The organism is Rhizobium rosettiformans W3 (assembly GCF_004912135.1).
In the GTDB taxonomy this organism is placed as follows: Bacteria; Pseudomonadota; Alphaproteobacteria; order Rhizobiales; family Rhizobiaceae; genus Allorhizobium; species Allorhizobium rosettiformans.
Genome location: NZ_STGU01000010.1, coordinates 63,208 through 86,370 on the forward strand (window position 1 = coordinate 63,208; position 23,163 = coordinate 86,370).

The 23,163-nt window shown below is 61.1% G+C and carries 26 protein-coding genes; 23 read left to right on the plus strand and 3 right to left on the minus strand.

The genetic code is table 11. The features are described from left to right. Positions 1-9: 9 nt before the first annotated feature. The 3 genes from fliN to motA form a co-directional block, all read right to left on the minus strand. On the minus strand, positions 10-636 hold the full coding sequence (gene fliN, locus FAA86_RS17260) for a flagellar motor switch protein FliN (RefSeq protein WP_136542405.1): 627 nt from the start codon (positions 634-636) through the stop codon (positions 10-12). Positions 637-697: 61 nt separating this feature from the next. Beyond that, a complete protein-coding gene (locus FAA86_RS17265) occupies positions 698-1,651 on the minus strand; it encodes a FliM/FliN family flagellar motor switch protein (RefSeq protein WP_136542406.1) in 954 nt (317 codons plus the stop codon). Next, complete coding sequence (motA, locus tag FAA86_RS17270; RefSeq protein ID WP_136542407.1) at positions 1,648-2,526, minus strand: flagellar motor stator protein MotA; 879 nt, start codon at positions 2,524-2,526, stop codon at positions 1,648-1,650. The genes FAA86_RS17265 and motA overlap by 4 nt, the downstream gene beginning before the upstream one ends. Before the next feature lie 224 nt (positions 2,527-2,750). On the opposite strand from motA, the gene flgF reads away from it, so the two are divergent. From flgF to rem, 23 genes are all read left to right on the plus strand, one after another. Then, positions 2,751-3,485, plus strand: a complete 735-nt coding sequence (flgF, locus tag FAA86_RS17275; RefSeq protein ID WP_113459897.1) for a flagellar basal-body rod protein FlgF — start codon at positions 2,751-2,753, stop codon at positions 3,483-3,485. An 18-nt stretch (positions 3,486-3,503) separates the two neighbouring features. Then, positions 3,504-4,892, plus strand: a complete 1,389-nt coding sequence (fliI, locus tag FAA86_RS17280; RefSeq protein WP_113459896.1) for a flagellar protein export ATPase FliI — start codon at positions 3,504-3,506, stop codon at positions 4,890-4,892. A gap of 2 nt (positions 4,893-4,894) precedes the next feature. Further along, positions 4,895-5,461, plus strand: a complete 567-nt coding sequence (locus FAA86_RS17285) for a flagellar protein (protein ID WP_136542408.1) — start codon at positions 4,895-4,897, stop codon at positions 5,459-5,461. 75 nt (positions 5,462-5,536) lie between these two features. Next, positions 5,537-5,932 (plus strand): flagellar basal body rod protein FlgB, encoded by a 396-nt coding sequence (gene flgB, locus FAA86_RS17290; protein ID WP_113459894.1) that lies wholly within the window; start codon positions 5,537-5,539, stop codon positions 5,930-5,932. Then, positions 5,932-6,354 carry a flagellar basal body rod protein FlgC gene (flgC, locus tag FAA86_RS17295; RefSeq protein ID WP_113459893.1) on the plus strand — a complete coding sequence of 141 codons (423 nt, stop codon included), beginning with the start codon at positions 5,932-5,934 and terminating at the stop codon, positions 6,352-6,354. Before flgB ends, flgC begins: the two co-directional genes overlap by 1 nt. Then, positions 6,351-6,689 (plus strand): flagellar hook-basal body complex protein FliE, encoded by a 339-nt coding sequence (fliE, locus tag FAA86_RS17300; protein ID WP_136542409.1) that lies wholly within the window; start codon positions 6,351-6,353, stop codon positions 6,687-6,689. The genes flgC and fliE overlap by 4 nt, the downstream gene beginning before the upstream one ends. Before the next feature lie 15 nt (positions 6,690-6,704). Then, positions 6,705-7,493 carry a flagellar basal-body rod protein FlgG gene (flgG, locus tag FAA86_RS17305; RefSeq protein WP_006726361.1) on the plus strand — a complete coding sequence of 263 codons (789 nt, stop codon included), beginning with the start codon at positions 6,705-6,707 and terminating at the stop codon, positions 7,491-7,493. 17 nt (positions 7,494-7,510) lie between these two features. Next, complete coding sequence (gene flgA / locus FAA86_RS17310) at positions 7,511-7,987, plus strand: flagellar basal body P-ring formation chaperone FlgA (RefSeq protein ID WP_136542410.1); 477 nt, start codon at positions 7,511-7,513, stop codon at positions 7,985-7,987. Next, the gene (locus tag FAA86_RS17315; RefSeq protein ID WP_113459890.1) at positions 7,984-9,105 is read left to right on the plus strand and encodes a flagellar basal body P-ring protein FlgI; all 1,122 of its coding nucleotides are present in this window, start codon (positions 7,984-7,986) and stop codon (positions 9,103-9,105) included. The genes flgA and FAA86_RS17315 overlap by 4 nt, the downstream gene beginning before the upstream one ends. After that, positions 9,102-9,638 carry a MotE family protein gene (locus tag FAA86_RS17320; RefSeq protein WP_136542411.1) on the plus strand — a complete coding sequence of 179 codons (537 nt, stop codon included), beginning with the start codon at positions 9,102-9,104 and terminating at the stop codon, positions 9,636-9,638. The genes FAA86_RS17315 and FAA86_RS17320 overlap by 4 nt, the downstream gene beginning before the upstream one ends. Further along, positions 9,635-10,354 (plus strand): flagellar basal body L-ring protein FlgH, encoded by a 720-nt coding sequence (flgH, locus tag FAA86_RS17325; RefSeq protein ID WP_136542412.1) that lies wholly within the window; start codon positions 9,635-9,637, stop codon positions 10,352-10,354. Before FAA86_RS17320 ends, flgH begins: the two co-directional genes overlap by 4 nt. Positions 10,355-10,375: 21 nt before the next feature. Continuing rightward, a complete protein-coding gene (locus tag FAA86_RS17330) occupies positions 10,376-10,897 on the plus strand; it encodes a flagellar basal body-associated FliL family protein (protein WP_136542413.1) in 522 nt (173 codons plus the stop codon). Beyond that, positions 10,894-11,631: a flagellar type III secretion system pore protein FliP gene (fliP, locus tag FAA86_RS17335; protein ID WP_113459886.1), complete on the plus strand. Its 738-nt coding sequence runs from the start codon at positions 10,894-10,896 to the stop codon at positions 11,629-11,631. Before FAA86_RS17330 ends, fliP begins: the two co-directional genes overlap by 4 nt. Positions 11,632-11,879: 248 nt before the next feature. Next, positions 11,880-12,791, plus strand: a complete 912-nt coding sequence (locus tag FAA86_RS17340; RefSeq protein ID WP_136542414.1) for a flagellin N-terminal helical domain-containing protein — start codon at positions 11,880-11,882, stop codon at positions 12,789-12,791. Positions 12,792-13,193: 402 nt separating this feature from the next. Next, a complete protein-coding gene (locus tag FAA86_RS17350) occupies positions 13,194-14,195 on the plus strand; it encodes a flagellin N-terminal helical domain-containing protein (RefSeq protein WP_136542415.1) in 1,002 nt (333 codons plus the stop codon). Positions 14,196-14,417: 222 nt separating this feature from the next. Further along, positions 14,418-15,416 (plus strand): flagellin N-terminal helical domain-containing protein, encoded by a 999-nt coding sequence (locus tag FAA86_RS17355; RefSeq protein ID WP_136542416.1) that lies wholly within the window; start codon positions 14,418-14,420, stop codon positions 15,414-15,416. 305 nt (positions 15,417-15,721) lie between these two features. Then, entirely contained in the window at positions 15,722-16,681 is a 960-nt protein-coding gene (locus tag FAA86_RS17360) for a flagellin N-terminal helical domain-containing protein (protein ID WP_136542417.1), read from the plus strand. A gap of 264 nt (positions 16,682-16,945) precedes the next feature. Continuing rightward, complete coding sequence (locus tag FAA86_RS17365; RefSeq protein WP_136542418.1) at positions 16,946-17,593, plus strand: FliH/SctL family protein; 648 nt, start codon at positions 16,946-16,948, stop codon at positions 17,591-17,593. Next, positions 17,590-18,924 carry a MotB family protein gene (locus FAA86_RS17370; protein WP_136542419.1) on the plus strand — a complete coding sequence of 445 codons (1,335 nt, stop codon included), beginning with the start codon at positions 17,590-17,592 and terminating at the stop codon, positions 18,922-18,924. The genes FAA86_RS17365 and FAA86_RS17370 overlap by 4 nt, the downstream gene beginning before the upstream one ends. A 2-nt stretch (positions 18,925-18,926) precedes the next feature. Next, positions 18,927-20,255, plus strand: coding sequence for a chemotaxis protein MotC (gene motC / locus FAA86_RS17375; RefSeq protein WP_136542420.1), 1,329 nt, complete (start codon positions 18,927-18,929; stop codon positions 20,253-20,255). A gap of 2 nt (positions 20,256-20,257) precedes the next feature. Beyond that, a complete protein-coding gene (locus FAA86_RS17380) occupies positions 20,258-21,676 on the plus strand; it encodes a flagellar hook-length control protein FliK (RefSeq protein ID WP_136542421.1) in 1,419 nt (472 codons plus the stop codon). Then, on the plus strand, positions 21,600-22,181 hold the full coding sequence (locus FAA86_RS17385) for a transglycosylase SLT domain-containing protein (protein ID WP_136542422.1): 582 nt from the start codon (positions 21,600-21,602) through the stop codon (positions 22,179-22,181). The genes FAA86_RS17380 and FAA86_RS17385 overlap by 77 nt, the downstream gene beginning before the upstream one ends. A gap of 280 nt (positions 22,182-22,461) precedes the next feature. Beyond that, positions 22,462-23,133 (plus strand): transcriptional activator Rem, encoded by a 672-nt coding sequence (gene rem / locus FAA86_RS17390; protein WP_102019162.1) that lies wholly within the window; start codon positions 22,462-22,464, stop codon positions 23,131-23,133. Positions 23,134-23,163: the final 30 nt, after the last annotated feature.

Sequence of the window (23,163 nt, forward strand, 5' to 3'; positions counted from 1 at the left end):
CGTCATGGGTCAGGATGTCTTGGTCGCCATCACTTCAATCAGTTTGACACCAAATCGTGTATCGTCGTTCTCGAGAACGGTGATCTCGCCGCGCGCGATGCGCCGGCCATTCACCATGATCTCGACAGGCTCGCCGATCTTCTTGTCCAGCGCGATGATGGCGCCTTCCTCGAGGTTCATAAGCCCGGACACCTGCATGCGGCTGGAGCCGAGCACGATCTGGACCTCGATCGGGATGTCCATGATCAGGTCGAGATTGGCGCTGAGGCCGCTGCCCGGTTCCTGCTGGGTTCCGGTCGAGCCACCGAAGTCGCCGCCGCCGAAATCGCTGGAACCGCCGAAGTCGCTGGCCCCACCAAAATCGCTGCCGCCGCCAAGATCACTGGACCCGCCGAAATCGCCGAGGCCGAAGTCGTCGCTCGGGGTCGCTGCAGCGCCGCCGCCAAAATCCGATTCGAACGCCGCAAGCGGGTCGTCCTTGAGACCGAGGTCGGAACCGAAATCGCCCAGTCCGCCTTCGGCATCTGCCTTCAGGACGCCGCGAAGGTCGTCGACCGCCTGGTCGAAATCGGTGTCGCTCGCACCTGGCATCGCCAGAGCGTCGTCATCCTTCGGTGGTGTCTTCTTCGTTGCCATGGATTGATTATTCCTCTTGAAACTTGCCTCAAGCTGCCGTGGGTCAAGCCCCGGCAAATGCCTAGCTCATCAAATGCTTTAAGATCTCATCTTCGCTGCTCACATTGTCCTTCACCCGGACCGTGTAATTCTCGCCCGCACGGCCGAACTCGCAGACATAGAGGTTCTTGCCGTTTGCGCTGACGTCGACCATCACGTCACCCTTGTCGCGGAAGGGAATGACGTCGCCGGCAACCAGCCGCGAAACCGTCGACAGGGTCAGGCTGTCGAGCCGGATGCGGGCCTCAAGCGTCACCTGGGAACGGCGCACCTGTTCGGCGATCTGCTCCTGCCATTCCTTCTTCGACTTGCCGCCTTGGCCCTTGGACTTCGGCATGGTGACAACGGTCTTGAGCAGGGCCTTCTGCGGGATGACCAGGTAGAATTCCGAGGTGACCGTGCCGAGCGTGATGCCGAGCTTCACGGTCACGGCATATTCGTCGACATGATCTTCTTCCGGTTTTGGCCGGTCTTCCGCATTGTGAGCCTTCTCTAGGAGCGGCTCGAAGCCGCCGGCCGCGTTGACGCCCGAGCGCAACACATTGGCGATCTTGTCATAGACCATCACCGCCAGGTCGAGTTCGATCTGGGAGAGGGGGCGCTCGATCGGCTCCTGGATCGTCTCCGGCAAGGCGCCGAGCAGGTTCTCCATCAAGGTGATAACGAAGCTGTTGCCGCAGGCCAGCACGAAATTCGGCGACCAGTTGCGCAGCTGCCCGTCGGCCAGCGAAACATTGTCGCCGAGATCGGCGATCAGATCCGTCATCAGCCCGCTTTCGTGGCCGTTGTAATGGACCTGCATGTGGAGACCGGTCTCGCTGTGGAAGACGTCCGGCAGGAATTCCACATAGAGCTGGCCGAAGTCCGCACAGAGGCGCTGCAGCGTCTTGGAATCTCCGAGCCCGCCGGTCAGCTTGGCCAGAAGGGCGCGGTCCATGCGTGGTGCAGTATCAGTTTGAGCTTCCGTCATGATCAGGCCGCCTTGCTTTCACCGCCGCCGCCCGGGTTCATCATTTCCTGCTCTACGGCGTCGATCGACGGACGCTCGTAGGAGGAGATGGTCTTGCGGCCGTATTCGAGTGCCACCTGCGGGACGGAGCCGTTCATGTAGGCGAGCAGCGTCTGCTTCACGATGATGTAGAGACGATGCTGCTTCGTGCGGACCATCTTGATCTGGGCGATGATCGGGTTGCAGAGGCAGTAGGAGAGGAAGATGCCGAGCATCGTGCCGACAAGTGCGGCGCCGATCAGGCCACCCAGAACTTCGGGCGACTCGTTGATCTTGCTCATGGCCTTGATAACCCCGAGAACGGCCGCGACGATACCGATTGCCGGGAAGCTGTCGCCCATGGCGGTCATGGCGTGGTACGGCTTCATCTTGTCGTAGTGGATGGTCTCGATTTCCTCGTCCATCAGCGCTTCGATCTCGTGGCTGCGCGCGTTGCCGATGATGATCAGGCGAACATAGTCACAGATGAACGCGGTCAGTTCCTTGTTCTTCAGGAGGTTCGGAGCCGCGGTGAAGATCGAGGATTCTTCCGGGTTGTCGATATGGGCTTCAATCTCGTTGCGCGACTTGGTGCGGAGGTCGCGCATCAGAGAGTAGAGAACGCCGAGAACGTCGAGATAATCGCGCTCCTTCGGCACCTTCTGCTTGAAGGCCTCGCCCATCGCCTTGCCGGTGTCTTTGATGACCTTCATCGGGTTGGCCATGATGAAGCCACCCACGCCAGCGCCGCCGATGATGACGAGCTCGAACGGCTGGACGAGAACATCCAGGTGGCCACCCATGGCCATGAAGCCGCCGAGTACGCAGCCCAGTGTGATGATGAAACCGACGATAATGTTCATTTTGCCCGCACCCGAACGTTACTATTCACCGTAAGCGATAGAGCTCCTGCCTTGCGTGAGGCTGAATGACGGAGCCAATTTTGGGCCACGCTTGATCCCCGGACAAAAGGGCTCCGGTCAACAGTTTCGCGCAAGCCTTTTGCCGCAAGAAGAGCGAGTAGAGCGTAGGCTATCCTGCGTTAAATAATGATTTACTGATATTCTTCACCTGCGGAGGAAAAACGGTGCAATCCGGTATTTACGTGTCCCTGTCGTCGCAGATGGCCCTCGAGCGCCGTCTCACCACGATTGCTGACAACATGGCCAATGTGAACACGGTTGGTTTCCGCTCGACGGACGTGAAGTTCGACGAAATGCTGAGCCGCACCGGCAATGATCTCAACGCGAAGGTCGCCTTCGTCAGCCAGGGCAACGACTATCTTTCCACCAAGAGTGGCGAACTCATCGAGACCGGCAACGTGCTCGACTTCGCCATCAAGGGTGACGCCTGGTTCTCCATCGACACGCCAGTGGGCCAGGTCCTGACGCGCGACGGCCGCTTCACCATGACCGACACCGGCGCACTCGTTTCCACGCGCGGTTATCCGGTCCTCGATGCAGGTGGCGCACCGATCCAGCTCAACCGGGCCGGTGGTCCGCCGGAAGTTGGCGCGAGCGGTCAGATCATGCAGGACGGACGTGTCGTCGCCACGCTCGGCGTCTTCACGGCCGATGTCCGCAACGGCTTCCTCCGCTTTGAAAACAGCGGCGTGACCACGGTCGACAATCCGCAGCCGGTCGTCGACAACCCGGAAATCTCGGTGCTGCAGGGTTATGTCGAGAACTCCAACGTCAATGGTATCGGCGAGATGACGCAGCTCATCCAGGTCAACCGTGCGTTCGAGGCGATCAGCTCGCTGATCAGCTCGAGCGAAAACACCATGAGCGAGGCGATCAAGGTCCTCGGCGGCGGCAACTAAGCCTGAGATCGGAAAGCCATGACTGCGCCAAACCCCGAAGAACTCCCGCTCTCCCCGAAGCTCGGACAGTTGGCGGCTCTGGCGCAGCGCTATTCCAACCCCAGCCATTCAGTCACCCAGGGCGGCCATGTCCGCACGATCGCAGCCGGCCACTACACCGTGACGGGTCTGTCGCGGCATGTGCGTCTCGGCGAATTCGTCGCCCATCGCTCGGCCACCGGTGTTCATCTGGGCGAAGTCGTTCGCGTCGAGCCTGATGTTTGCTATGTCTGCCCGATCGAGCCAGGCGAGCCGATCGGCATCCATGATGTGGTCATCCGCAAGGGCGCCTTCCGCGTCGCCCCCGATGACAGCTGGTGTGGGCGCACGATCAACGCGCTCGGAGATCCCATCGACAATGGACCGGCACTTGCGCCCGGCCCGGAGCGCCGGCCGATCTCGACCACCGCGCCGCCGTCCATGACCCGCCGCCGCGTCGAAACCGGCTTCAAGACGGGTGTGCGCGCCATCGATATCTTCTCGCCGCTCTGCCTTGGCCAGCGTCTCGGCATTTTCGCCGGTTCCGGCGTCGGCAAGTCCACACTTCTTTCCATGCTCGCGCGGGCAGACGCCTTCGACAAGGTGGTGATTGCGCTTGTCGGCGAACGTGGCCGTGAAGTGCGCGAATTCATCGAGGACACGCTCGGCGACAACATGGCCAAGTCGATTGCCGTGGTCGCCACCAGCGACGAGAGCCCGATGCTGCGCAAGATGGCGCCGCTGACGGCGATCACGATCGCAGAGCATTTCCGCGACAAGGGCCAGAACGTCCTCTTCATCGTCGATAGCGTCACCCGTTTTGCCCATGCGATCCGCGAAGTGGCAACCGCGGCCGGCGAGCCGCCGATCGCGCGCGGCTATCCGGCGTCGGTCTTCACCGAGCTTCCCCGTCTCCTGGAGCGCGCCGGTCCCGGCGCCGAAGGCGCGGGCACCATCACCGCGATCATCTCGATTCTGGTCGATGGCGACAACCACAACGATCCGATCGCGGACTCGACGCGCGGTATTCTCGACGGCCACATCGTCCTTGATCGTGCCTTGGCCGATGAAGGGCGCTACCCGCCGATCAACCCTCTGACCTCGATTTCCCGTTTGGCACGCAAAGCCTGGACGGCGGAGCAGGAAAAGCTGGTCTCGCGTCTAAAGGCGCTGATTCACCGGTTCGAGGAAACGCGCGACCTGCGCCTGATTGGTGGTTATCGAAACGGTTCCGATCCTGATCTCGACATGGCGATCAAGCAGGTGCCGGTCATCTACGACATTCTGAAACAGACGCCGGGCGAAAAGCCGGCGCTCGACGCCTACGCCGATCTGGCCAACGCCCTGAAGGCGGCGGCCGGCGGGCAGGGCATGCGACAAAGGGGCTGACCATGACCGATTTCGATGCTGACGAGCCCGTGGCTCCGCTGCGACCGGTCCTGGCGAAACGCCGTATTCCGACCATTGACCGTGTTCTGGCCTTTACCGGCATAGCGCTCGCATGCGGCGCAGCCTTCTTCCCCTGGTATGTCTTCTTCAACGAGGAGAAGTTCGGAGTTCGTGTCGCCGACTGGGAACGCACGCGCGATCTGCCGGAAGGCCCGGGCCGTGATGTCTTCAGCGTTTCGCCCCTTGCCCTCGTCGATCGTGACGACGAGGGCGGTGAGGGCGATGCCGAAGCTCAGGTCGACCAGATCGTCACCGCGACTGTCCCGACCCTGGGACGTGAGCAGCCCGATGGTCTTGAGACCCAACCCAGCCAGCCTTTCCCGGGACGATCCGGTTTCCGGCTGTTGCATGTGGCCAATGGCCGTGCGCTGATCGAGGACAAGGCTGGCATGTATCTTGTCCGCGTCGGCTCGATCCTGCCGGACAACAGCCGGGTGGCGACGCTCGAACAGCGCGACGGCAAATGGGTCATCGTGACGTCGGCGGGCGAGGTTGTTCAAAACAATTGAGGAAGCGTGGGGCGGGCAAGTCCCACGCAAGATTACTGGCCTAGGCTCCGATCAGTAAAAGACGGAGTAACGCCCATGAATCCCATCCAGTTGTTCGAGCTTGCCTCAAGACAGGCGGAATGGCTTTCGGTGCGCCAGCAGGTGGTGGCGACCAATATCGCCAATGCCAACACGCCCAAGTTCGTGGCCAAGGACATCACGCCCTTCAGCGCGGTTCTGGACAAGACCGGCATGGTGCAGGGCATGGCCGTCACCCAGCCGGGTCACATGGCGTCGGCCGACTTCAGCGATCGCAACATCGCCATCGAGGAAGAAGATCTCAACAACGAGATCGGCATCCAGGAGTCTGGCAATACGGTCGCCCTGTCGGACGAACTCCGCAAGACCGGCGAGATCAAGCGCAATCACGAGCTTAACACCTCGCTGATGTCCTCCTTCCATCGCATGATGCTAATGACGGTGAAACGCTGATGTCCGATCCACTGCTTGCCACACTGAAGGTTGCCGGAAGCGGGCTTGAAGCCCAGTCGACCCGCCTTCGGATCGTCTCCGAAAACATCGCGAACGCGCGCACGACCGGCGACACTCCCGGTGCCGACCCCTACCGGCGCAAGACGGTGACCTTCGGCGCCGAGCTTGATCGCGTCAGCGGTGCTGAGACGGTCGAGGTCAAGAAGCTTGGCGTCGATTTCGCCGATTTCATCGAGGAATACGATCCTGGCAACCCGGCTGCCGACGAGCGCGGCATCGTCAAGATGCCGAACGTCAACATCCTCGTCGAAATGGCTGACATGCGGGAATCCAACCGCACCTACGAAGCCAACCTGCAGACCATCAAGCAGACCCGAGACATGATCTCTCAGACCATAGCGTTGCTGAAGGCCTCACAATGATTGAATCCGTAACCAAGACGAGCGCCCTGTCGGGCATCAACGGCCTCGACTCCCTGTCGAGCTCCTTCTCCACGAAGGGCCTCACCACGGAAGGCACGACCCCGGGCACCATGACCGGTGAAACCTTCCTGTCGGCGCTCAACAGCATGGCGATCCAGGCATCCGACAATCTGAAGCAGGCCGAGCAGGCTTCCTTCGACGGCCTGATGGGCAAGGCGAACACACGCGAGGTGGTCGATGCCGTCATGCAGGCCGAGCAGTCGCTCCAGACGGCGATCGCGTTCCGCGACAAGATCGTCAACGCCTATCTCGAAATCACCAAGATGCAGATCTGACAGGGGTACCGAATTATGAGAGCGCTCGCCATCGCAGCCACGGGTATGGATGCCCAGCAGACCAATCTTGAGGTCATCGCGAACAACATCGCCAACATCAACACGACCGGCTTCAAGCGGGCGCGTGCGGAGTTTTCCGACCTTCTCTACCAGACGGAGCGCGCCCAGGGCGTGCCGAACCGTGCCAACCAGGCCATCGTGCCGGAAGGTGCCAATATCGGTCTCGGTGTCCAGACGGCTGCCGTCCGCAACATTCACACCCAGGGCCAGCTCACCCAGACCGGCAACGAACTGGATCTCGCCCTGATCGGCCGTGGCTGGTTCCAAATCGAAAGCCCCGATGGTGCGACCCTCTATAGCCGCTCCGGCGCGTTCAACATGAATGCCGAGGGTCAGCTCGTCACCATCGACGGTTATCTCGTCACGCCGCAGATCACCATTCCGCAGGATGCGAGCGAAGTCGTGATCAGCCGCACCGGTCAGGTACAGGCCCGTATCGGCAACGACGCCGATTACACCGATCTCGGCCAGCTGACGATCGCCAACTTCGTCAACGAAGCCGGCTTGAAGCCGCTCGGCGACAACCTGTTTGCCGAAACGGCCGCCTCGGGTGCCGCAATTGTCGGCGCGCCGGAAGATCCGGGCTTCGGCTACATCAAGCAGTCCTACCTGGAAGCCTCGAACGTCGACTCGGTCAAGGAGATCACCGACATGATCTCGGCCCAGCGTGCTTACGAGATGAATTCCAAGGTCATCACCACTGCCGACGAGATGGCTCAGATCGTCAGCAAGAACCTCAAGTAAGACAACTGGAGGCAAACATGAGGTTTCGCCGGAAAATCGGACATGCCCTGCGGGCGGCGCCAATCGCCGCCGCAGCGTTTGGCTTCGCCGCCGGCACGGCGCTGGCGCAGAACACGGCCGTGATCCCCAAGCAGATCATCTATCCGGGCGAAACCATTTCCTCCGAACAACTCGACGTGGTTGCCGTGACGAACCCCAACCTCGCGGGCGGCTATGCCCGCACCCGCGAGGAAGTCGTCGGCATGGTGGCGAAGCGCACGCTCTTGCCCGGTCGGACCATCCCGGTCCACGGCCTGCGTGAAGCCTTTGCCGTCAAGCGCGGCACCAGCGTCCGCCTGACCTTCGCGATCGGCAACATGCTGATCAGCGCGAGCGGCACCCCTTTGACCGATGCCTCCGTCGGCGACGTCGTGAAGGTCCGCAACATCGATTCCGGCTCGATCGTCTCAGGCACGGTCATGGCCGATGGTACCGTACAGGTGATGGCAAAATGAGACTGACTGCACCCCTGCGGATCGCAATCTGTGCCCTGGCGCTGGTCCTGGCTCCGCTTGAGCCGGCCGTGAGCGCCAATTCGCGCATCAAGGACATCGCCTCGCTGCAGTCCGGCCGTGACAACCAGCTCATCGGCTATGGCCTCGTCGTCGGCTTGCAGGGAACGGGCGACAGCCTGCGCTCCTCGCCCTTCACCGACCAGTCCATGCGCGCCATGCTGCAGAACCTCGGGATCTCCACCCAGGGCGGACAGTCGAACGCCAAGAACGTGGCCGCCGTCATGGTCACCGCCAATCTCCCGCCCTTCGCCAGCCCCGGCAGCCGCATCGATGTGACGGTGAGCTCGCTCGGCGACTCGACCTCACTGCGCGGCGGAACGCTGGTCATGACCTCACTCACCGGCGCCGATGGCCAGATCTACGCCGTCGCGCAAGGCTCTGTTGTCGTCTCCGGCGTCAATGCCCAGGGCGATGCCGCAGCCGTCCAGCAGGGCATCACCACCTCGGGCCGGGTCCCGACCGGGGCGATCATCGAGCGCGAGCTGCCGTCCAAGTTCAAGGACAGCCTCAATCTCGTCCTGCAGCTGCGCAATCCCGACTTTACGACGGCGCTCAGGGTCGCCGACACGATCAACGCCTATGCGGCTGCCAATTATGGAGCACCGATCGCTGAAGCACGTGACAGCCTGGAGATCGTCGTCCAGAAGCCGCGCACGGCAGATCTCGCCCGGCTGATGGCTGACGTTGAGAACCTCGTCGTCGCAACGGACTCTCCCGCCCGCGTCGTGATCAACGAGCGCACCGGTACCATTGTCATCGGCGCCGATGTCCGCGTGTCGCGCGTGGCTGTCAGCTACGGCACCCTGACCGTCCAGGTGCAGGAAACACCGCAGATCATCCAGCCGGAGCCCTTCTCTCGCGGCGAGACGGCCGTCCAGCCGCAGACCGATATCTCCATCCGCCAGGAAGGCGACCAGATCGCCATCGTCGACGGCCCTGATCTCAGAACTCTCGTCAGCGGACTGAACAGCATCGGCGTGAAGCCGGACGGCGTGATCGCGATCCTTCAGGGGATCAAGTCGGCCGGCGCCCTGCAAGCGGAGCTCGTCCTGCAATGATCAAGACAAACCATTCTCGTTTCTCCCGCATCGCGCTGCGCAATGCTGCTGTCGTTCTCGCGATCGCAACGCTCCCGGCCTTCGCGCAAAACGCCGTCGGCCAGCAGCAGACCGCCGAAAGTCCGACGGAAGCCGAGATCCGCCAGTTCTGCACCGGCATTGCCGATGCGGCCCGCGACCAGCGCTACCTGCTCCAGAAGCAGGAACTGGAGAAACTCCAGGCTGATGTCGACAGCCGTATTGCGATCCTCGAAGAGCGTCGCGCGGAATACGAGGACTGGCTCGGTCGCCGGAATGAATTCATGAAGCAGGCCGAAGGCCAGCTCGTCGAAATCTACAAGAAGATGGCGCCGGATGCGGCGGCCCCGCAGCTCGAGCAGACGAACGTCATCCTCGCTGCAGCCATCATCATGAAGTTGCCACCCCGCCAGTCGAGCCTGATCCTCACGGAGATGAGCGCGGACAAGGCGGCACAGGTCGCCTCGATCATGTCGAGCGCCGGCGACCCCACCACATCGAAGGACCCATCATGATGAAGCGTTTTCCGGCACTGCTGGCCGTACTCCTCCTGGCCGGCTGCCAGAGCCAGACCATCAAGGAAATCGGCAACGCGCCATCCATGAGCCCGATCGGGTCTGGTCTGCGCTACAGCCAGACCCCGCAGATGGCCATGTATCCGAAGCAGCCGATCCAGACGGCGAGCGGTTATTCGCTGTGGAGCGACAGCCAGTCGGCGCTGTTCAAGGACGCGCGCGCGCTGAATGTCGGCGACATCCTGACGGTCAACATCGAGATCAACGACCGCGCGTCGTTCGATAATAAGACCGATCGTAGCCGCACGAACGGCACGGGCCTGTCATGGGGCGCGGAGGTCTCGAACTTCCTTGGCTTCTCGACGGATACGGGAACCTCCGGCGATCTGTCGACCGATTCCAATACGAGCTCGAAGGGCTCGGGCAAGACCGAGCGCTCTGAAAAGCTCAACCTGCTCGTCGCAGCCGTCGTTACCGGTGTGCTCGAAAACGGCAACCTCCTTATCAGCGGTTCGCAGGAAGTGCGCGTCAACCACGAGCTCCGGATCTTGAACGTCGCCGGTATCGTGCGGCCTCAGGATGTCGATGCCGAGAACGAGATCTCCTACGACCGGATCGCCGAAGCTCGCATCTCCTATGGCGGCCGTGGCCGTCTGACCGAGGTGCAGCAGCCGCCGATCGGCCAGCAGGTCGTCGACATTTACTCGCCCTTCTGACGCGACCCGGGGACTCAGGACATGGAAGAACCTCAGGAAGGCGAAGGCAAGAAGAAGTCGGGATTGATGGCACTGGTCATCCCCCTGGTCGTGCTGACCGCCGTCGGTGGTGGTGGCGGCTGGGTGATCGGCAACATGCTCGCCCCCCAGGTCAAACAGGCCGAAGACGCTGCGAAGGCAGCCGAAGCCGCGGCTGCCGGCGAGCATGGTGGCGAGGCGAAAAAGGACGAGGAGGGGCTCCCCCCGATCTCGACCGAGGCCAATGGCGTGGTGGCGCTCGAGCCGATCACCACGAACCTTGCTTACCCCTCGGAAAACTGGATCCGTCTGGAAGTGGCCCTAATGTTCAACGGCCCGCCGGACGTCCAGATTGCCGAGGCGGTACACCAGGACATCATGGCCTATCTGCGCACTGTATCACTGCAACAGGTCGAGGGCCCGCGCGGCTTTCAATATCTCAAGGATGACCTTCAGGAGCGAGTTGACCTGCGCTCGGAAGGCCGCGTATCCAAGGTGATGTTCAGAACGCTCGTGATCGAATGATTCGGTTTCTACTCCTCGTCGCCGTCATGATGATGGCGCCGCAACTGGCTGTAGCACAGCAGTTGCCGACGGATATCTTCAACACCCCGATCGATGGATCGGTGGCGGCGTGGATCATTCGTACCTTCGGTTTGCTCACGGTGCTTTCAATTGCGCCGGGCATTCTGATCATGGTGACGAGCTTCCCGCGTTTCCTGATCGCCTTTTCGATCCTGCGCTCCGGCATGGGTCTTGCGACAACCCCCTCCAACATGATCCTGACCAGCATGGCGCTCTTCATGACCTTCTATGTCATGGCGCCGACCATGGACCGGTCCTGGCGCGAGGGCGTGCAGCCGCTGATCAACAATCAGATCACCGAAGCCGAAGCCGTCGCCCTGATTGCCGAGCCCTTCCGCACCTTCATGACGGCGAACACGCGTGACAAGGATCTCGCCCTCTTCGTCGACATTGCCAACGAGCGCGGCCAGGCCACCATCGTGGACGGCCGGGTCGACTACCGTGTGCTGATCCCCGCCTTCATGTTGTCGGAAATTCGCCGCGGCTTCGAGATCGGCTTCCTGATCATCCTCCCCTTCCTGGTCATCGACATGGTGGTCGCGACCATCACCATGGCAATGGGTATGATGATGTTGCCGCCCACCTCCATCTCATTGCCGTTCAAGATCCTGTTCTTCGTCCTGATCGACGGCTGGAACCTGCTCGTCGGAAGCCTCGTCCGATCGTTTGCCTGAGTTAACCATGACGGTTGAGGGTTGATTCACCACGCTCCCTTACGGGGGATTCACCACGTCATCAGCGCCCTCTGAGCTGCCTTCAATTGTAAAGAAGTTGGCAAGGATTGGCTGCGAGTTTGGACCTCGCACGACGGGTCTGGTAGCAACGAAAAATACCAAAAGGCATGATGCCGAACGTCCGTGACCGGTAAGTTTTGTAAGTCCGGTATGTCCCCTCTTGTATCTCGTTTAAGGGACAAATTGACATGGCCAGCATTCTGACCAACTCCAGCGCGATGTCCGCGCTCTCCACCCTGCGCTCGATCGCCTCCAGCATGGAATCGACGCAGAACGCCATCTCGACCGGCATGAAGGTCTCCAAGGCCTCTGACAACGCTGCCTACTGGTCGATCTCCACCACCATGAAGTCGGACAACATGGCGTTGAGCGCTGTGACGGATGCTCTCGGCGTTGGCGCTGCCAAGGTTGACACCGCGTATGCCGGGATGGAATCCGCTATCGACGTAGTGAAGGAGATCAAGGCCAAGTTGGTAGCTGCCCAGGAGCAGGGCGTCGACAAGGAAAAGATCCAGGAAGAGATTACTCAGCTTCAGGAACAGCTTCTCTCGGTGGCCGAGTCCGCGGCCTTCAATGGTCAGAACTGGCTCGCCAATGAAGATGGCGCCGAAGTGAGCGTCATCACCGGCTTCGTACGCGCTTCCGACAACACTGTTTCGGTCAAGTCCACCACGGTGACGCTTGACGACACGAACATGCTGTTCCAGGCGGATGCCACGACTGGTGCCATCACCACCACCACCGGCATCCTTGGCACAGCAGGTACCGCAAGCACTCAGAGCGTCTACGCGTTCACGATCGACAACGACACCGATGCAACTGCTCTTGGCAATCTGCTGACTGACGTTGAAACCGCGCTGACGTCGATGACCAGCGCTGCAGCTAAGCTGGGCTCGATCTCTTCGCGTATCGAGCTTCAGACCGACTTCTCCGAGAAGCTGTCTGACGCCATCGAAAAGGGCGTTGGCCGTCTCGTGGATGCCGACATGAACGAAGAGTCGACCCGCCTCAAGGCCCTGCAGACCCAGCAGCAGCTGGCAATCCAGGCGCTCTCGATCGCCAACAGCGACTCGCAGAACATCCTGTCGCTCTTCCGTTAATCGCAATGACAGGCCGGCCCTTCTGGGCCGGCTAGATACTCCCGACGCCAATATGCCTTGGTGGCTGACCAGAGGCGCGCGAAGGGAAGGCTTGACCCTCCGGAGGCTGAACCGGAACGGAAGCTACACGAAGGCCGCGTTCGGAAACGAATGCGGCCTTTGCGTTTTATTAATCATGGCATGATACGCGCGCGCACGCGCGAAGGTTGCATTTTTTTCCAGAAAAGTTCCGTCGCTCCCCTTCCGCTTAGGTCTTCATTAACCTTGATGGTTTTATCTAAGCCTATCGAAGCGGCGAGCTAACCATTAAATTCAGCCAGTTAGCAGGCATGATGCTGTGCGCCGTTACCGGTGAGACCGGAATGTCCCTTCTTAGTCAGCCATTCAAGGGGCAACACTACCATGACGAGCATTCTTACCAATATCGCCGCCATGTCGGCACTTCAGACGCTGCGCTCGATCGGCAGCAGCATGGAAGACACCCAGGCACGCGTATCTTCCGGTCAGCGCGTCGGCGAAGCATCCGACAACGCTGCCTATTGGTCGATCGCTACGACCATGAAGTCCGACAACATGGCACTGTCTGCCGTGTCTGACGCTCTTGGCCTCGGCGCCTCCAAGATCGATACCGCCTATGCCGGTATGGAATCCGCCATCGACGTGGTCAAGGAAATCAAGGCCAAGCTGGTTACCGCCACCGAAGAGGGCGTCGACAAGGCCAAGGTTCAGGAAGAAATCACGCAGCTCCAGCAGCAGCTTCTGTCCATCGCAGAATCGGCTTCCTTCAGCGGTGAAAACTGGATCGCTGGTGGCACCGACACGATGACCGCAGGCACCACGGAAGACGTTACTGTCGTGTCCGGTTTTGTTCGCGACGCCAACAACAACGTTTCGGTCAAGACGACGACCTACACGCTGGACGCCACGACTGCGGGCAGCATGACCCTTCTGTTCGGTGGCGACGCCGATGGCGCAATCGACACGGCTTCCGGTATTCTCGGCCTGACCGCCGCAGACTTTACGACGACCGACTTCGACGCAACTGTCGCCGGTACCGATGGTGCCGCGACCGCAGTCGCCGGCTTCTCCGTCTACACGCTGGATATCAACGGCTTCGATGGCGCAGCTATGGCTGAAGCCCTCACGCTCGTCGACGCTGCCCTGGCATTCATGACCAGCGCAGCAGCCGACCTCGGCTCGATCTCCATGCGTATCGAACTGCAGGAAGACTTCGTCAACAAGCTGTCTGACTCGCTCGACTCCGGTGTTGGCCGCCTCGTTGACGCCGACATGAACGAAGAATCGACCCGCCTCAAGGCACTGCAGACCCAGCAGCAGCTGGCTGTCCAGTCGCTCTCGATCGCCAACTCTTCTTCGGAAGTCATTCTCTCACTCTTCCGTTAAGACTGAAGAGATCCAGCATCGAAGCCGCCCTCCGGGGCGGCTTTTTTCGTTTTAACGATTTTATCAGATCTCTTTAACCATGCGTTAACCATAAGCCCGTTACATGAAGCCATGTAACGATGAGTTAACCAAGACGAAGAACTGGTTAAGGGCATTAGGCCGCTTCATCGTTCCCGGTAAGACCGGGATGTCCCCAAAACTAGCCATTTAAGGGACACGACCGTGACCAGCATTTTGACGAACAACGCAGCGATGGCTGCACTCCAGACTCTTCGGGCGCTCGACTCCAGCATGCAGGATACCCAGGCGCGCGTATCCTCCGGCCTGCGGGTCGGCGGAGCTTCCGATAACGCCGCTTACTGGTCGATCGCGACCACCATGCGCTCCGACAACATGGCTCTCTCGGCCGTTCAGGACGCCCTCGGTCTCGGCGCTGCCAAGATCGACACCGCTTATGCCGCGATGGAAAGCTCCATCGAAGTCATGAAGGAAATCAAGGCGAAGGTCGTTGCCGCCACCGAAGAAGGCGTCGACAAGAACAAGATCCAGGAAGAAATTGACCAGCTGCAGGAACAGCTTCGTTCGATCTCGGAATCGGCAAGCTTCAGTGGCCAGAACTGGGTCGCTACCGGCACCGATACGGTGACCGCTCCTGCCGACGTGACCGTCGTATCCGGCTTCATCCGCGACTCGAGCGGCAATGTTTCGGTCTCGACCACCCTCTATTCTCTCGACGCAACGACACCCGACGGCATGACCGTTCTGTTCGGAGGCGATGCGAACGGCCTGATCGATTACAACTCCGGTATCATCGGCAGCATCTCCGATACCTTCGACGCCTTCGTCGACTGGGACAATGACGGAGCAGTGGGCGCGGGTGCGGCGGAAATCGCCGGTGTCTCGATCGACCAGCTCGACATCACCGGCCTGACGACGGCCGGTATGCAGGAAGCACTCGCACTCGTTGAATACGGTCTGCAGCAGATGACCAGCGCCGCAGCTGCTCTCGGCTCCATCTCGATGCGCATCGGCATGCAGGAAGACTTCGTTGCCGCTCTCACAGACTCGATCGATAGCGGTGTCGGTCGCCTCGTCGATGCGGACATGAACGAAGAATCGACCCGCCTGAAGGCTCTGCAGACCCAGCAGCAGCTCGCCATCCAGTCGCTCTCGATCGCCAACACCTCTTCCGAAAGCATCCTGACACTCTTCCGTCAGTAAGCGGCGCCTTGGCTAGGGGCGACTTCGTCCCGCCCTGACGGTGTCGGATGTTCTCGGTGTGAATCCGCGCCTCGCAAGAGGCGCGGATTTTCGTTTGAGCCTTGCGCGAAACTTTTGGCATTTTCGTTTCAACTACAAAAGGCAAGTCGATACCTTGCCATGCCCGCGCTCTGTTTGTTAACTGCCACTGTTAACGATTTGTTAACGGTGACGGGGACCGCGCGTGTGCGCGTTCTGCATGATGCCCTCCCGTCTTCCCGGCGAGCCGCCGGATGCGCAGTCCTACACGCTTAGGGGCACCAAGCATGACCAGTATTATGACCAACGCGGCCGCCATGGCGGCGCTGCAGACGCTTCGTTCGATCGACAACAATCTCGAGACGACCCAGCGGCGCGTTTCCTCGGGTTACCGGGTTGAAACAGCAGCCGACAATGCCGGCTACTGGTCCATTGCCACCACGATGCGCTCCGACAATGCGGCGCTGTCGACTGTATCCGACGCGCTCGGCCTTGGCGCGGCGACCGTTGATACCGCTTACACGGCGCTCGACAACGTCGTCGACGTCATGTCCTCGATCAAGGCGAAGCTCGTTGCAGCCAGCGAACCTGGCGTCGACAAGAACAAGATCAACGAGGAAATGACGCAGCTGAAGAACCAGCTGATCTCGGCGGCGCAGTCGGCGTCGTTCTCCGGCGAAAACTGGCTCTACAACACCAATGCCGCGCCCCTTGGCACCAAGCAGGTGGTTTCCTCCTTCGTCCGCGGCGCCGATGGCAGCGTACAGGTCACGACCCTCGATTTCGATACGGCGGAATCCGTCCTGATCGATATCCAGGACGCGTCCCAGGGCTTCCTCACCAAGGCGATCGACGCCGATGCCCTGCGCAACACGGGCACAGGCGCACGTGATTACTACCTGCTCGACATGGGCGCACCTCCCGGCGGCACCGAGATTGCCATCGACACGACCACAGACAAGGATACACTCGACGACATGATCGCTGTCGTCGACGATGTCATCCAGCAGTTGACCGACGCCGCGGCGACCCTCGGCGCGATCACCAGCCGTATCGAGATGCAGGACAACTTCGTCTCCAACCTCATGGACGTGATCGACAAGGGTATCGGCCGTCTGGTCGACGCCGACATGAACGAGGAATCGACCCGCCTGAAGGCCCTGCAGACCCAGCAGCAGCTCGGCATTCAGGCTCTCTCGATCGCCAATACCAGCGCCGAGAAGCTCCTGACGCTCTTCCAGCGCTGATGGTTGAAGCGCCGGATGCGAAGGCGTCCGGCGCTCGCGTGCCGTTCTGGGGCAGGGGGCCGGAAACGTCATTCATCTTCGCGCAAGTTTGAACCCATAACGTCAGGAAGAGCACGTGGCAGCAATGCGCCCTGCGTGTCGAATGAGCTTCAAACTGTGTCGGAAGATGAGAGAACGCGTAACGGATATGCTGAAGTCTGATCTTCTTCAAATGGAAGGCCTGCCATGCTGGTCTACCAACGTCGCCGATGGAGGCGATTGCCGATGAGCATGCCGCTTGCCCGCTATCTCAAGGATTTCTCGACGACGGCTGCGCCACCGGCGCCACCTGCGCCGAGCTTCGATCTGCCGACCGTTGACGATTTCGATATGGATTTCCCGGCGCTGCCCGAACCGGAGCCCGTGGATATCGAGGCTGTCAGGCGGGAAGCCTTCGCAGAAGGCCACGAAGCGGGTGAAAAGGAAGCGACCGAGCGCCTGGAAGTCGAGCGTCAGGCTATGGAAATCGCCCATGCCCAGGCACTGGCCGAACGTGACCAGAGGCTGCGCGACGAGTTTGCGGAACTGCTGGCGACCAAGCTGCCCGAAGTGATCCAGAAACTTTCCCTGGCCGTCAGCGAACAGGCGGCGCTAGCACTGGCGCCGGTTATCGGCGAAGCATTGGCCGACAAGGCGGTACAGGATCTTGCAGCCCTCCTTCAAACAGCAATAGCTGCGGGCGAGGCGGGAACGATCGAAGTCAAAGGTCCGCGCGCGCTGTTCCAGAAGCTCCAGTCGGAAATGCCGGACCATACTGAATTCTTGCGCCATGTCGAAGATCCGGACCTGGATCTGACTGCCGAGTTCGGTGACGCGGCACTCGTCACCCGTATTTCCGCCTTCACGGCGAGCCTGAAGAAAGTCCTGGCATGAGTGACGAAAACCATCACCACGGCAAGAACGAGATCATCATCGTCAAGCGTCACAAGGGTGACCATGACGGTGCGCATGGTGGTGCCTGGAAGATCGCCTATGCCGACTTCATGACCGCCATGATGGCCTTCTTCCTCGTGATGTGGCTCGTCAACGCCGCCAACGAAGAAACCAAGGCATCCGTCGCCAGCTACTTCAATCCGATCAAGCTCTCCGACGAGAAGCCGACGGAGAAGGGGTTGGAAAAGCCCGTCGAAACCAGCGAGGGCGAGGAGAAGAAGGAGCGCTCCCAGGTCGACGAAGATCAGGACAAGGTTGGCTCGGCCGCAGCCACGGGCGAGGACCAGACTGCGTCCTCGGGCGATGAGGCGAACTACTCCGAAGCCGATTTCTTCGAAAACCCCTATTCCGTTCTCGCAGAAATCGCTCAGGAAGTGGGCCAGCAGGCCAATGTTAGCGCCAAGGGGGAGGGCGGTGCCGCCGATTCCGGTCCCTCGACCGGCGCTCAGGGCGGCGAAGCCTATCGCGATCCCTTCGATCCTGATTTCTGGACCCAGCAGGTGCAGACGGCAAACGGCCCGCCCGGCGAGCCGACCGATGCACAGACACCGGCCGAACAGGCTGAGACCGCGCCGCAACTTCAGACAGAACCTGCGGATCCCTCGACTGAGCCCGCGCAGCAGATCGCCCTGGTTGTTCCCGGGCAGAGGCCGGTCGATCCGGCCACGCCTGCCGAAGCAATGAACGAGGGCAAACCGGCCGAGCCGGATATGCCGAAAAGCGAAGTCGGCGAGACGGACAAGCCCGAGACACAGACTGAGGACAAGCCGGAAACCGCCAATGCCGAGGCGCAGTTCGAAGCGCAGCTCGCTGCCGCCGATCAACTGAAGGCCGAAATCGAGCAATCGATCGGCGGTGCCGCTGGCAAGCTTGCCGAAGGCCTGATCGTCACGCCCGCAGAAGGCGGTCTCCTCGTCACGATCAGCGATCAGAGCGACGCTGCCATGTTCAACGTCGGATCGGCCGTGCCCCGCCGCGAACTGGTGCTCGCCATGGAGCGGCTGGGCAAGCTCCTTCAGGAAAAGCCGGGCCGGATCGTCATTCGCGGACATACGGACGGACGCCAGTTCAAGGGTACGGAAAACGACAACTGGCGGCTTTCCATGGCCCGCGCACACAGCGCCTATTACATGTTGGTCCGCGGCGGCTTGAGCGAGAACCGTGTCGAGCAGGTCTCGGGCTTTGCCGATCGACGTCTGCAGATTCCGGATGATCCGCTGGCTGACGCCAACCGCCGTATCGAAATCCTCATCGAAGCGGATGAGGGGTGAGCATGGCCATTCGGCGACTGTCCCTCCTTTGCTCTGTGCTGTCTGGTCTGGCCGTGCTTGCGGCCGGATCGTTCGGCCATGCGCAGCAGGTGGACGAGACGCTCGAGCCGTACCGCATGCTCCGCTCCCTGCAATTCGTGCAGGACACCGTCGTCCGGGGCGACCATTCCGCTGCGGACATGCAGCGCTTTATGCTGGGCACGATCGACGAGCGGCTGCGCACGGCGGACCCGAAGACCTTCCAGGATCCCCGCAATGTCGATGCGGCGCTCATCTATGCCATGAGCGGGGGCAACCCCGCGACGCTCGAATATCTCGTTGCGCGCGACATCGACGGTAACTTCGACAACCGCGTCAGCGACGCCTTGCGTAAGTATCTGAGCGGCAAGGGTACACTGATTGCGAAGACGCTCGGCGATATGGCCGTTGAATACAAGAACGCCAAGATCGGCCCCTATCTCGCCCTGGTCGCCGGCAATGTCACCTTGACCAAGGATCCTGCGGCGGCCTTGAAGTTCTACGACTGGGCCCGTCTGACCGCACCCGGCACGATCGTTGAGGAGGCTGCCCTGCGCCGTTCGCTCGCCGTCGCAGTCGATGCCAAGATCGTCGACAAGGCGTCCCTCTACGCCAATGGCTACGCCCGCCGCTTCCTCTATTCTCCCTATGCCAGCCAGTTCGCCGATCTCTTCGTGCGCTTCGTGGTCGAGCATTACGAGGTCTTGAAGCCCGAAGATATCGATGCGACGCTCGGCTACATGGATGTCGACCGGCGCCGGGAAGTCTATCTCCGCGTTGCCCGTGAGGCCGCAATCGCCGGCCGCAAGGAACTGGCGACAATGGCTGCCGAACAGGCAAAACTGCTCTCGGGCAGCGAGGAAGGTGCAGACGCTCTCGCCAGGCTCTATGGCAGCCTCGTCGGCGTGCCGACGGAAAACGTCGATGACGCCATGGCTGTGCTGATGACCATCCCGGAAGAGGCGCTTTCGCCTCGGGACCGCGCTCTGAGGCAGGCCGCCGAGACGGTTGCCAAGGAGGTTCTGCGCAAGCCGGAGCCTGCGCAAAAGCCGCAATTGCCGCCGGCTGAGGTCTCCGCCGAAAGCGCAGCCCTCGAAGCCGCAGCGGCCGATCAGGATCTTCAGGATCCCTTCGCCCAACCGCAACAGACCGAAAGCGCTTTGCCCGAAGCGGAGGTTCAGCCTGCAGCCGCAGCGCCGGAAACGCCGCCTGCCGAGCAGGCCGAGATTGATCCGGAACTGCGCACTTTCGTCGAGACGGGCCGGTCCAAACTCGATGCCATTGATGATCTTCTCCAGAAAGAAGGCCCCTGACCATGATGGACGCACTTTCAGCTCCCAGAATGCCCGTTTCGGATGGCGCAGCGTCGCCATCGGCCGCCGGCCGAGCGGACAAGTCCGAAGACGGTGGCAGCTTCTCGAAGGTGCTGTCGAGTTCGGGCGAGCAGGAGCGCGGCGCATCGAAGGAGCGTAAGGCGGAAGACGACACGGCAAGTGTTGAGACCGAGGCCGATCGCCCACAGACCAAGGGCACCACGCGCAGTGCAGACGCCCAGATGCTCACCATCGACGATGCGCTGCTGGCAGAACTCGAAGCTCTGCCCGACGACGTCTCCATGGGCGATCTTGTTCGGCTTCTCGCCAATGCCAAGGGGCAGGCCAAGGGCAAGGGTGACGCAAAGCTGGGCGATGAACCGCAGGTCGAGATCGAGGGGCTCGATCCGGCACTGAAAGCCCAGCTTGCCAAGGCCATGGCCGCCGTTCGCGACCGCCAGGGGGCAGAGGCTGGCGACGAGACCAGCGCCGATCTGTCGACGACTGATGGTGCAGGTTCAGACGCGAAGGCTTCCGACCTTGCAGATATTCTCCAGCTTCTGGTCGGTGGAGAGACGAAGCTGACGGAGAAAGGCGAGGAAATCGGCAAGGGCGACAAGAACGCCAAGGACGAGAATAAGGCGGCGAACGGTCTAATGACTGCGATCGCCAGTGAAGAACAGGCAGACGCATCCACTGCCGATGGCGGGGACGCTGATGGTGACCGGGATTTCCGTTTCGTGAGGGCGGACGGCAAGGGGCAGTCTCTCTTCCTGCGGAGCGAAGGCGCAGCGGGTTCTGAACAGTCCGAGGCAAAGGCGGTCGAGACGGTCACCGTGGTCGACAGCCGCCGTTACATCGCGCCGGTGTCGACTACCAACGCGGCGTCCATTTCGGCTGCCATGCTGGGCGACAGCGAGTGGGTCGGTGCCATGTCTCCCGGCTCTGAGCTTGCCAATGCCGCAACCCTGTCGAGCCAGGGCAAGGTCGTACACACTTTGAAGATCCAGATGACGCCGATCGAGCTGGGCAGCGTGACGGCCACACTGCGGCTGTCGGGTGAGGAACTCAGCGTCCAGCTGACGGTCGACAACCCCGCGGCCCTGCGTCAGTTGCAGAACGATCAGAGTGATATCCTGAAGGCGCTGCGCGCCCAGGGTCTGGTTGTCGATCAGGTTCAGGTGAACATGCAGGTCGCAACAGTCGACCGCAGTGCCGACACGAGCCAGAACGGACCACAGGGCCAGCAGCCTGGCCAGCAGCAGTCCTTCCAGGCAGGCAGTCAGGGTGGCGGCGAACGACAGAGCCAGGGTGAAATGGCAGGCGGTGGAGCGAGGGTGGCAGATGAGCGTTTGGTCCAAGCAGCGGATACTCCAGCTTCCGACGCTCGCAGCACTCGCCCTGGTCAGCTTTACATCTGACGCCGACGCCAGCCTGCGTGACTGCGAGGGCGCAATCAGCGCCGCCGCGGCCAAATACGGCATCCCTGAAGGCATACTCTATTCGGTTGGTCTGACGGAGACGGGGCGCAAGGGTAGCCTTCAACCCTACGCCATGAATGTCGAAGGCAAGGCCTATTACTTCGACGGGCTCGAGGAGGCGCTCGAAGGCTTTCAGCGCGCCAGGGAGAGCGGCGCCGTTCTCATCGACGTCGGCTGCATGCAGATCAACCAGCACTTCCATGGGGAGCATTTCACCTCCGTCGAAGCCATGTTCGACCCGAGGCGCAACGTGGAATACGCCGCGCGCTTCCTCAGCAATCTGCACAGCCGTCACGAGACCTGGACGATGGCGGTCGCCAGATACCACGCAGGACCGAACAATGACCCCGCGCAGAAGCGCTATGTGTGTCGGGTCATCGCCAATCTTGTGGCAACGGGCTATGGAAACTGGACGCCCAATGCGCGACAATTTTGCGGTGAATAACAGCCAGTGGTTGTTTGACAGCTATGATTGTGCCGATTTGCCAAATGTGGCGAGACTGCGATGCAGGGGTGCAGGGCAAGACCTTGTGCGAAACTTGCGTTAACTTTTCCACCGAAAAATAGTGCCGACAGTGCGCTGCATCTACTATATCTAGTTCAAATCGGCACCCAATGGTTAATCAATCGTTAATTACTATGGTTAAGTTTTCCTAGTTGTTCGTGAATCCTCCGATTCGTACGCATTGTGCATCGAAACACCACACTGATTCGGAGGCGGACGAATGATCGTAGTGGTTGATGAGCGCGAGCTCGTTAAGGACGGATACACATCACTATTTGGGCGCGAGGGCATTCCCTCGACGGGTTTCGACCCACGCGAGTTCGGGGAATGGGTCAATACGGCCGCTGATTCCGACATCGCGGCGGTCGAAGCCTTCCTGCTCGGACAGGGCGAGGCGACACTCGAATTGCCGCGGGCAATTCGCGATCGGACCCAGGCGCCGGTGATCGCAGTCAGCGATCAGCCATCCCTGGAGGCGACACTGGCACTCTTCGACTGCGGCGTCGATGACGTGGTTCGCAAGCCGGTTCATCCTCGTGAAATCCTGGCACGCGCTGCGGCAATCCGCCGGCGTCTGCGGGCAATCACCAACTTCACCGAGATCGGTCCGATCAAGGTTTTCTCTGACGGCCGCGATCCCGAGATCGCCGGCGACGTCTTCCCCCTGCCGCGCCGCGAGCGCCGCATCCTCGAATATTTGGTCTCCAACCGCGGTCGTCGCGTCTCGAAGACCCAGATCTTCAATGCGATCTACGGCATCTTCGACGAGGAAGTCGAAGAGAACGTCGTCGAGAGCCACATCTCCAAGCTGCGCAAGAAGCTGCGCAAGAAGCTCGGTTTCGACCCCGTCGATTCCAAACGCTTCCTCGGTTACTGCATCGACTGGAGCTGATCATTGCATGCCGCGGCCGCCCTTGAGCGG

Coding starts and splice junctions, on each gene's coding strand:
- flgA (WP_136542410.1), top strand. CDS start 7,511: ATGAGGTTTCGCCGGAAAATCGGACATGCCCTGCGGGCGGCGCCAATC.
- flgG (WP_006726361.1), top strand. CDS start 6,705: ATGAGAGCGCTCGCCATCGCAGCCACGGGTATGGATGCCCAGCAGACC.
- flgH (WP_136542412.1), top strand. CDS start 9,635: ATGATGAAGCGTTTTCCGGCACTGCTGGCCGTACTCCTCCTGGCCGGC.
- flgC (WP_113459893.1), top strand. CDS start 5,932: ATGTCCGATCCACTGCTTGCCACACTGAAGGTTGCCGGAAGCGGGCTT.
- FAA86_RS17340 (WP_136542414.1), top strand. CDS start 11,880: ATGGCCAGCATTCTGACCAACTCCAGCGCGATGTCCGCGCTCTCCACC.
- fliN (WP_136542405.1), bottom strand. CDS start 636: ATGGCAACGAAGAAGACACCACCGAAGGATGACGACGCTCTGGCGATG.
- FAA86_RS17380 (WP_136542421.1), top strand. CDS start 20,258: ATGATGGACGCACTTTCAGCTCCCAGAATGCCCGTTTCGGATGGCGCA.
- flgB (WP_113459894.1), top strand. CDS start 5,537: ATGAATCCCATCCAGTTGTTCGAGCTTGCCTCAAGACAGGCGGAATGG.
- FAA86_RS17285 (WP_136542408.1), top strand. CDS start 4,895: ATGACCGATTTCGATGCTGACGAGCCCGTGGCTCCGCTGCGACCGGTC.
- motC (WP_136542420.1), top strand. CDS start 18,927: ATGGCCATTCGGCGACTGTCCCTCCTTTGCTCTGTGCTGTCTGGTCTG.
- rem (WP_102019162.1), top strand. CDS start 22,462: ATGATCGTAGTGGTTGATGAGCGCGAGCTCGTTAAGGACGGATACACA.
- fliP (WP_113459886.1), top strand. CDS start 10,894: ATGATTCGGTTTCTACTCCTCGTCGCCGTCATGATGATGGCGCCGCAA.
- FAA86_RS17320 (WP_136542411.1), top strand. CDS start 9,102: ATGATCAAGACAAACCATTCTCGTTTCTCCCGCATCGCGCTGCGCAAT.
- FAA86_RS17365 (WP_136542418.1), top strand. CDS start 16,946: ATGAGCATGCCGCTTGCCCGCTATCTCAAGGATTTCTCGACGACGGCT.
- fliE (WP_136542409.1), top strand. CDS start 6,351: ATGATTGAATCCGTAACCAAGACGAGCGCCCTGTCGGGCATCAACGGC.
- motA (WP_136542407.1), bottom strand. CDS start 2,526: ATGAACATTATCGTCGGTTTCATCATCACACTGGGCTGCGTACTCGGC.
- FAA86_RS17350 (WP_136542415.1), top strand. CDS start 13,194: ATGACGAGCATTCTTACCAATATCGCCGCCATGTCGGCACTTCAGACG.
- FAA86_RS17360 (WP_136542417.1), top strand. CDS start 15,722: ATGACCAGTATTATGACCAACGCGGCCGCCATGGCGGCGCTGCAGACG.
- FAA86_RS17370 (WP_136542419.1), top strand. CDS start 17,590: ATGAGTGACGAAAACCATCACCACGGCAAGAACGAGATCATCATCGTC.
- fliI (WP_113459896.1), top strand. CDS start 3,504: ATGACTGCGCCAAACCCCGAAGAACTCCCGCTCTCCCCGAAGCTCGGA.
- FAA86_RS17330 (WP_136542413.1), top strand. CDS start 10,376: ATGGAAGAACCTCAGGAAGGCGAAGGCAAGAAGAAGTCGGGATTGATG.
- FAA86_RS17315 (WP_113459890.1), top strand. CDS start 7,984: ATGAGACTGACTGCACCCCTGCGGATCGCAATCTGTGCCCTGGCGCTG.
- FAA86_RS17385 (WP_136542422.1), top strand. CDS start 21,600: ATGAGCGTTTGGTCCAAGCAGCGGATACTCCAGCTTCCGACGCTCGCA.